Source organism: Oricola sp., from assembly GCF_022763245.1.
GTDB lineage: Bacteria > Pseudomonadota > Alphaproteobacteria > Rhizobiales > Rhizobiaceae > Oricola.
Window position 1 is genome coordinate 283929 of record NZ_JALEGV010000011.1, and the last position, 8171, is coordinate 292099.

General features: G+C 65.8%; 9 protein-coding genes. 3 read left to right on the plus strand and 6 right to left on the minus strand.

Annotation, left to right across the window (positions count from 1 at the left end; translation table 11 throughout):
• Positions 1 to 9: 9 nt before the first annotated feature.
• The 5 genes from MRY80_RS04125 to MRY80_RS04145 are packed head-to-tail and all read right to left on the minus strand — an operon-like array spanning position 10 to position 5437.
• Positions 10 to 1578 carry an ABC transporter substrate-binding protein gene (locus MRY80_RS04125; RefSeq protein WP_293288338.1) on the minus strand — a complete coding sequence of 523 codons (1569 nt, stop codon included), beginning with the start codon at positions 1576 to 1578 and terminating at the stop codon, positions 10 to 12.
• A 10-nt stretch (positions 1579 to 1588) separates the two neighbouring features.
• Complete coding sequence (locus MRY80_RS04130; protein ID WP_293288339.1) at positions 1589 to 2590, minus strand: oligopeptide/dipeptide ABC transporter ATP-binding protein; 1002 nt, start codon at positions 2588 to 2590, stop codon at positions 1589 to 1591.
• Positions 2587 to 3564 (minus strand): ABC transporter ATP-binding protein, encoded by a 978-nt coding sequence (locus MRY80_RS04135; RefSeq protein ID WP_293288341.1) that lies wholly within the window; start codon positions 3562 to 3564, stop codon positions 2587 to 2589. Before MRY80_RS04135 ends, MRY80_RS04130 begins: the two co-directional genes overlap by 4 nt.
• Positions 3561 to 4466 (minus strand): ABC transporter permease, encoded by a 906-nt coding sequence (locus MRY80_RS04140; RefSeq protein ID WP_293288343.1) that lies wholly within the window; start codon positions 4464 to 4466, stop codon positions 3561 to 3563. The genes MRY80_RS04135 and MRY80_RS04140 overlap by 4 nt, the downstream gene beginning before the upstream one ends.
• Positions 4463 to 5437: an ABC transporter permease gene (locus tag MRY80_RS04145; RefSeq protein ID WP_293288344.1), complete on the minus strand. Its 975-nt coding sequence runs from the start codon at positions 5435 to 5437 to the stop codon at positions 4463 to 4465. Before MRY80_RS04145 ends, MRY80_RS04140 begins: the two co-directional genes overlap by 4 nt.
• 104 nt (positions 5438 to 5541) lie before the next feature.
• Here MRY80_RS04145 and MRY80_RS04150 point away from each other — a divergent pair, with 104 nt between their 5' ends.
• The 3 genes from MRY80_RS04150 (at position 5542) to MRY80_RS04160 (ending at position 7944) form a co-directional block, all read left to right on the plus strand.
• Positions 5542 to 6450: a LysR substrate-binding domain-containing protein gene (locus MRY80_RS04150; RefSeq protein WP_293288345.1), complete on the plus strand. Its 909-nt coding sequence runs from the start codon at positions 5542 to 5544 to the stop codon at positions 6448 to 6450.
• A 103-nt stretch (positions 6451 to 6553) separates the two neighbouring features.
• Positions 6554 to 7396 carry a shikimate dehydrogenase gene (locus MRY80_RS04155; RefSeq protein ID WP_293288347.1) on the plus strand — a complete coding sequence of 281 codons (843 nt, stop codon included), beginning with the start codon at positions 6554 to 6556 and terminating at the stop codon, positions 7394 to 7396.
• 209 nt (positions 7397 to 7605) lie between these two features.
• Positions 7606 to 7944: a hypothetical protein gene (locus tag MRY80_RS04160; protein ID WP_293288348.1), complete on the plus strand. Its 339-nt coding sequence runs from the start codon at positions 7606 to 7608 to the stop codon at positions 7942 to 7944.
• Here MRY80_RS04160 and MRY80_RS04165 read toward each other — a convergent pair.
• Positions 7937 to 8171, minus strand: a 235-nt coding sequence (locus MRY80_RS04165) for a hypothetical protein (protein ID WP_293288350.1), incomplete at its 5' end; no start/stop codon positions are given. The two genes, MRY80_RS04160 and MRY80_RS04165, sit on opposite strands and share 8 nt — an antisense overlap.

Here is an 8171-nt window from a genome sequence, read left to right on the forward strand (position 1 = left end):
GCGCTGAGGTCAATTGGCCGGCTTGGCGCCCATGGCGAGCGTGCGCTCGTCACGACGCGGCTCGAACTCGATGCCCTTCTTCGAGGCCCAGCTAAGCGCCTGGAAGTAGAGCGGAACCACGGCCGTGTCCTCGGCGGCGATCGCTGCGGCCTTCTGCAGGGCGGCCTCGCGCTCGTCGTCGTTGAAGATCTGGGCAGCGTCCACCACGGCCTTGTCGAAGTCCGGGTTGGAGTAGCGGAAGCGGTTCAGCGTGCCGAGATTGGCGTCCTTGTTGTAGGTGTGGATCGCACTCAGTAGGCCGCGCGAGGATTCACCGGTCGAGTTTCCGTAAGAGAACACGAACGCGCCATAGGCGTTCTTGCCGGCTTCCTTCGAATAGACGGAATAGGGCAGCGTCTCGACGCCGTTCACCTTCAGGCCGCCGCGGGCGAGGAACTGCCCGAGCACCTGCGCCAGTTCCCCGTCTTGGCTGAACCGGTCGTTGGAGCTGTGGATGGTGATCCCGAAGCCGTCCGGATAGCCGGCTTCCGCCAGCAGCGCCTTGGCCGCGTCGATGTCGGCTTGCGGCACGCCGATCTCCGGGTTGAAGCCGTAGACGCCGTCCGGAACGATCTGGCTGGCCGCCTCGCCGGCGCCGTAGAGCAGCCGGTCGATGATCGCCTGGCGGTCGATCATCATCGAGATCGCCTTGCGAACCCGAGCGTCCTTGAAGGGGTTTTCAGGCAGCGGGTTGCCGTCGAGATCGGTGAGGAACGGCGCGTCGTCCTGCTGGTTCAGCGCCAGGTAGATCAGGCGGACGGTCGGCGTGTCGTAGACCGTGATGTCCGGGTTGGAGCGCAGCGAGGGCAGGTCGGCCGGCGGCACGAGGTCGATCAGGTCGACGGCGCCCGACAGAAGCGCGGCGACACGCGCCGCGTCGTTCGACAGGAAGCGCATCGTCACCTTTTCATAGGCCGGCTTGTCGCCCCAGTAGTCGTCGTTGCGTTCCAGAACCAGCTTGTCGCCCGGCTCCCAGGAGACGAACTTGTAGGGGCCGGTGCCGATGGCGGCCACGCCGGAGTTGAAGTCCTCGTTCGCCTTGCCCTCGGTCGCGGCCTTGGAAACGATGTAGACCGTGCCGATGTTCTGGACGAACAGCGGCGACGGCGTCTTGGAGACAAAGCGGATCGTGAGATCGTCGACGATCTCCATCGACTCGATGTCGGCGACCGAGCCAGCGAACGAGGCCGGGGAGTTCGGCACGTCCGGAGCACGCTCCATCGAATAGACCACGTCTTCGGCGGTCAGCGGCGAACCGTCATGGAAGGTCACGCCCTCGCGCAGATGCACGATCCACGTGGTCGGATCGACGCTTTCCCAGCTTTCGGCGAGCGCCGGCTTGACGCGCACGTTCTTGTCCGTGGTCGTCAGGCGGTCGAAGATGTGCAGCGCGGTCATCTGGTTGGGACCGGTGCGCGAGAATTGCGGATCGATCGACTGCGGCTCGTTGCCGCGTCCGATCGTCAGTTCCTGCGCCATCGAAGGCGCGGCCGACAGCGCAAGCGCCGTGGCCAATGCTAGTCTCATCAGGGCTTTCATGCACATTCTCCTAGGTGGCTTTGTCGTTCAGGTGACATGCCGCGATCCTCCCCGCGGCAATCTGCTTGAGCGCCGGCGCCTCGGTCTTGCAGACCGGCATGGCGTGGGGACAGCGCGTGTGGAAACGGCAGCCGGGCGGCGGCGCGAGCGGTGACGGCAATTCGCCTTTCAGCGGCGCGTAGACGCGTCGGCCACGGCCGATGCGCGGTGCCTCCTCGAGCAGCGCCTGCGTGTAGGGATGCGCGGGCCCGGCGAAGATGTCGCGCGTGGCGCCCACCTCGACGATCTGCCCGAGATACATGATCGCGACCCGGTCGGTCAGCTGCTCGATCACGCCGAGATCGTGACTGATGAACAGGTAAGTCAGGCCGCGCCGCTCGCGCAGATCCATGAAGAGGTTGAGCACCTGCGCCTGGATCGAGACGTCGAGCGCGGCCACCGCCTCGTCGCAGACGAGAAATTTCGGCTCCACGGCGAGCGCCCGGGCAATGCCGATGCGCTGCCGCTGGCCGCCGGAGAATTGATGCGGAAACCGGCGCGCATAGGCCGGATCGAGACCGACTTCGCGCATCAGCTCCGCCACGGCCGCCTGGCGCTGGCTCGCGGGGATCAGGCCGTGCACCACCGGCGCCTCGCCGATGATGTCGGCGATGCGCTTGCGCGGATTGAGCGAGGACATCGGATCCTGGAAGATCATCTGGATGTCGAGCCGCGCCCGTTTGGCGTCGGCTTTCGTCCAGTCGGCCTCCTCCTTGCCGTCGAAGCTGAAGCGGCCACCCGACTTGGCGTGCACGCCGGCGACGATGCGCCCGAGCGTGGACTTGCCGCAGCCGGATTCGCCGACGAGGCCGAGCGCTTCGCCATGCCCGATTTCCAGCGACACGCCGTCGACGGCCCGCACGACCGGCGGTTCCGGCCAGCCGAGCGAGATGGCGATCCGCTCGGCGAAGTCGGGCTTGCGGGTGAAGAGCTTGGAGACGTCTTCCAGGACGACGTGAGGTTGGGCCGTCATTGCGCTGCCTCCAGCACCAGGGGGCGAACGCAGCGCGCCCATCGGCCCGCACCGGTGTCACGCACCGGCGGTGGCGCGTTGCAGGCTTCGTCCGCGTATCGACAACGCGGCGCGAAGGCGCAGCCCGGCGGCAGGTGCAGCACGGAGGGCGCCATGCCGGGGATCTGGTTGAGCCGCTGGCCGGGCGTCGTGCGGCTCGGGATCGAATCGAGCAGCCCCTGCGTGTAGGGATGCGCCGGCGCGCCGATCACCTCGGCGGCGGTGCCGAATTCGACGATCCGGCCCGCATACATCACCGCGATCTTGTCGGCGATCGTCTCCACCACGGCCAGATCGTGGCTGACCCAGATCATCGCAGCGCCGGTCTCCGACACCAGCTTCTGCATCTCGGCGATGATCTGTCCCTGGATCGTCACGTCGAGCGCCGTGGTCGGTTCGTCGGCGAGGATCAGCGCCGGCTTGTGCAGAAGCGCGATCGCGATGGCGACGCGCTGGCGCATGCCGCCGGAAAACTGGTGCGGATAGGCGCGGATGCGGTCTTCCGGCGCGGGAATGCCCACCCGGGCCAGAACGTCGACCGCTCGGTCGCGCGCCGCCTTTGCCGAAACCTTCTCATGCGCCAGCACCGCCTCGACCATCTGCGTCTCGATGCGCAGCACCGGCGTGAGGGTCATCATCGGATCCTGGAACACCATCGCGATGTCGTGGCCGCGCAATTTGCGCATGCGGCCGACCGGCATGCCGACCAGTTCCTCGCCGCGGAACCGGATCGATCCCTCGACGATGCGGCCGGGCTCGTCGACCAGCCCGAGGATGGAGAAGTTCGCCACCGTCTTGCCGGATCCCGATTCCCCGACCAGCCCGAGCACCTCGCCTTCCGACAGGCTGAAGCTGACACCGTCCACGGCCTTCACCACGCCGGCCCGGGTGAAGAAATGCGTCTTCAGGTTCTCGACGTCGAGCAGCGCGGTCATCGTGCGTTTCTCGGGTTGAGGACTTCGCGCAGCCGGTCGCCGACGATGTTGATCGCGAAGATCAGCACCAGCAGCAGCAGGCCCGGAAAGACGCTGATCCAGTAGAGACCGGCGAGCATCACGTTGAAGCCGTTGGAAATCAGGAGGCCGAGCGACGGCTCGGTGATCGGCAGGCCGAGGCCCAGGAAGGACAGCGTCGCTTCGGCGGAGATGGCGCTGGCGATCTGCATCGTCCCGATGACGATCACCGGCGGCATGCAGTTCGGCGCCAGATGGCCGAAGATGATGCGCGCATGGCCGAGACCGAGCGATCGCGCCGCCTCGACATATTCCTTGTTGCGTTCGCTCAATCCGGTGGCCCGCACGGCACGGGCGAAATAGGCCCATTGCACCACGACCAGCGCCAGGATCACCTTTTCCGTCCCCTGCCCCAGGATGGCAAGCATCATCAGCGCGACGAGGATGGTCGGAAAGCCGAGCATGAAATCGACGAGCCGCATCATCAGCGCGTCGAAGGCGCCGCCCGCATAGGCCGCGGTCAGGCCGAGGCTGACCCCGACCGCGATCGCGAGCACGCCGGCGGCCACGCCGACGAACAGGCTCGTGCGCAACCCGTAGAGCATGGCCGAGAACATGTCGCGGCCCTGATTGTCGGTGCCCAGCAGGTAGAAGTTGCCTTCCGGCGTGGTCGACAGCGGCGGCAGACGGCTGTCGAAGAAGCTGATCTCGGTGAGGTCGTAGGGGTTCTGCGGCGCCAGCCACGGCCCGAAGACGGCGGCGAGCAGCAATATGATGCAGACCACGAGCGCGATGACGGCGCCGGGGCTTTCGGAGAACTCTTCCCAGACCGGCCGCCAGCGCGACGGCGCGGCCTTTGCAGGCGCGGTGTCGGCGACGGTCATGTCCGGCCTCCCAGCCGCACGCGCGGATCGAGCACGGTGTAGAGCAGGTCCACGACGAGGTTGATGAGAATGAACATGAAGGTGATCACCAGCAGGTAGGCGGCGACGACGGGACGGTCGAGCTTGTGGATCGAGTCGATGATCAGCTTGCCCATGCCCGGCCACGCGAAGATCGATTCCGTGATCACCGCGAAGGCGATGACGGAGCCGAGCTCCATGCCGAGGACGGTGATGATCGGCGCGGCGATCGTCTTGGAAACGTGCACGCCGAGGATGCGGGTCTCGCTGACGCCCTTGGCGCGCGCGAATTTCACGAAGTCGAGCGGCATGGTCTCGCGCACCTGCGCCCGGGTCAGTCGGATCACCAGCGCCAGCTTGAAGAGCGCCAGATTGGTGGCCGGCAGCACCAGATGGCGAATGCCGTCCCAGGTCGCGAAGCTGGTCTCGATGCCGAAGATCATGCCCGTCTCGCCGCGGCCGCTCGAAGGCAGCCAGCCGAGCCCGATGGAGAAGATCAGGATCAGCATCAGGCCCTGCCAGAAATTCGGCAGCGAAAAGCCGAGGATCGACCCGGTGACGATGGCGCGATCCAGCCGCGTGCCCGGCTTCAGCCCGGCATAGAGGCCAAGCGGCGCGCCGATGAAGATCGCGATCAGCAGGGCCGAAAGCGCGAGTTCCAGCGTCGCCGGGAAGCGCTGCAGGATCAGCGTGATCGAGGGCGTGTTGTAGACGAAGGAGGTGCCGAGGTCGCCGGTCAGGGCGTTGCCGAGAAAGACGCCGTATTGGACCCAGATCGGCTTGTCGAGGCCGAGCGCGCGGATCGCCGCGTCGCGTTCGGCGGCGGTCGCGTCGTCCGGCAGCAGGATTTCCGCCGGATTGCCGATCGCATAGAGACCGAGGAAGACCACGAGCGAGACGAGAAGCAGGACCGCCAGGGTCTGCAGAAACCGCCTCAGAAGAAATACCGCCATCGCTCCACCCGCCTGGCATTTCGATCCGGCGAGGTTAGGCGTGCGCCCGGCAGGTCCACAATCTTATTGTTGCAAGGGCAAATTGTATAAGCCAATGTTATGGCATGGCGACGTCACTCATGCGTGGGCTGGAGGTGTTTTGCGCGCTGATCGAGGCGGGCAGCGCGACGCGTGCCGCCCGGCAGCTCGGCCTGTCGCAACCCGCCGTCAGCCAGCAGATTTCCCGGCTCGAATCCGAACTCAGCCTGTTGCTCTTCGTGCGCGAGAACGGCCGCATGCGGCCGACCGAGACGGCGCTGATGATCTACGAAGAGGCAAGCCACGCCTTCGACGGCCTCGAACGCGTGCTGAACCTCGCCAAGGACATTCGCGGCCTGGAACGCGGCCAGCTTCGCGTCGCCGCGCCCTATTCATCGGCCGCCACCTACCTGCCCCGCGCTCTGCGCAAGCTGACATCGGCGCAGCCCCGGCTGCGCCTCATGGTCCATCTCGGCAGTTACGAACACATCGTCGGCCGGGTCGCGGCCCGCGAGGTGGACCTCGGCATCGCCAAGGCGCCGCTCCTGGTGCCCGGCGTGGAATCCGTCGAAATCTGCGCCAGCGGCCTCGTCGCGGTCACCCCCATCGACAGCCCGCTGAAAGACAGGAAGTCCCTGTCGACCAAGGACCTGAAGCACGAACCCTTGATCATGATCGGGCGCGGACGGCCGTGGCGCAACGAGATCGACGTCGCTTTCCGCCGCGCGGGGATCGCGCCGCGTGTCGCGGTGGAAACCCAGTCTGTGGAATCGGCTTGCGGATTCGCGGCCGAGAGGTTCGGCACCGCGATCGTGCCGCAATGGCTCGCCGAGGCGGTTCCGCGCAACGACATCGCGATCATCCCGTTCAAGATCGGCATCAAGCACCGGTTCCTGGTCGTCTATCCCTCCCGCACCGAGCGCGAGGATCTCGCGCGCGATTTCGCCGACGCCTGCCGCAACGCCCTCTCCGCCGACGGCGATCAGCCGCAATAGGCACAATGGCCCGACCTTTCGCGCGCGAACGCCACTGGGCCGTTGCGCATCGTGCCCGAAAAACGCTACCTGCAGCCCGGATGGATTGACAGGACGACGCAGCATGACGACGGCACCGAAGGCATTTCTCATTGGACACCCGGTCGCCCATTCCCGGTCGCCGATGATGCACGGCCATTGGCTGAAGACGCTCGGGCTGCCGGGAAGCTACGAGAAGATCGACGTCGCGCCCGAAAAGCTGGCTGAATTCTTCTCATCCTTCGACGAGGCCGGATGGGCCGGCGGCAATGTGACTGTGCCCCACAAGGTGGATGTCATTCCGTTTCTCGACAGGATCACCGAGGCCGCCGAGGCCATGGGCGCGGTCAACACGATCTGGCGCGAGGGCGATCAGCTCGTCGGCAGCAACACCGACGCGAGCGGATTCATGGGCAATCTCGACGACCTGGCGCCCGGCTGGGACGCGTCGTCGAAGAAGGCCCTGATCATCGGCGCCGGCGGCGCCGCGCGCGCGGCCGCCTATGGCCTGAAAGAGCGCGGCCTGTCGGTCGACCTCTGCAACCGCACCGCTGCAAAGGCCGAGGAACTGGCGGCCCATTTCGGTGCCATGAGCGGTCACGGCCTCGACGCCCTGCCCGCGCTGATGCGCGAGACAGACCTCCTCGTCAACACGACCTCGCTGGGCATGTCCGGCAAGCCGCCGCTTGAGATCGACCTGTCGCCGCTCAAACCCGGCGCGATCGTCTACGACGTCGTCTATGTCCCGCTGGAAACCGACATCCTGAAGGACGCGGCAGCACGCGGCCACCGCACGGTCACCGGTCTTGGCATGCTCCTCCACCAGGCGGTCGAAGGCTTCGGCCACTGGTTCGGCCAGACGCCGCAGGTCACCGAAGAGCTCCGTGCATTGCTGATCGACGACATCCGCAAGGAAACCCCTGCCTGACCGCAGGGCCGGATGCCCAAAGTCTCGCGACCGTCGCCTCCGGGCGGCAGTCGCACGACGCAGTGTCTCGGGCGTCATAGCCGTAAGCCGAACTAATTGCGGCGTTTTCCACCTTCGCCATGGACGACGTCGCGTTCCGTGCTAACGTCGCGTCGGGGCATACTACTACTCATCTCAGTACTTTTTTCAGAACCGATCAGGGGAAAACTATGAGCAAGATCAGAGGCGCGCTTGCAATGCTGGCGCTCGCCACAGGCGTGACCGCCGCCGGCCCGGCCCTTTCGCAGGCCTGCAACACCCAGGGGATGCGCTCCCCCGGCACCAATTCGCCGACCCATTTCACCATCATCAACCAGGTCCACGACCGCTCCGCGCAGCTCTACTGGATCGATTTCGACGGTCGCCCGCAGCTCTACGCCACGATCCCGCCAAACGGCCGCTACGAACAGCAGACCTATCGCGGCCACATCTGGAAGTCCGAGAACTCGCTGGGTTACTGCGACATCATCTTCATCGCGGAAAACAACGCGGAAATCATCATCAAGTAGCCTGACGGCCATTCAAACCGACGAGATTTGTGTCTCCCGCGAGGCGATCCGCTTCGCGGGAGATTTTGCGCCTGTGGGTGCAAGGATTTGCCAAAGGCGCTAATGCCGCTCGCCACCAGGCAGAAAGAAGCCCACCTTGGGAGCTGTGAGAGCTTGGATTGATGCCTATTAGAAACGCAAAGACCCGCTCATCTTGTGGATGAACGGGTTGATTTTGGTTGCGGGGG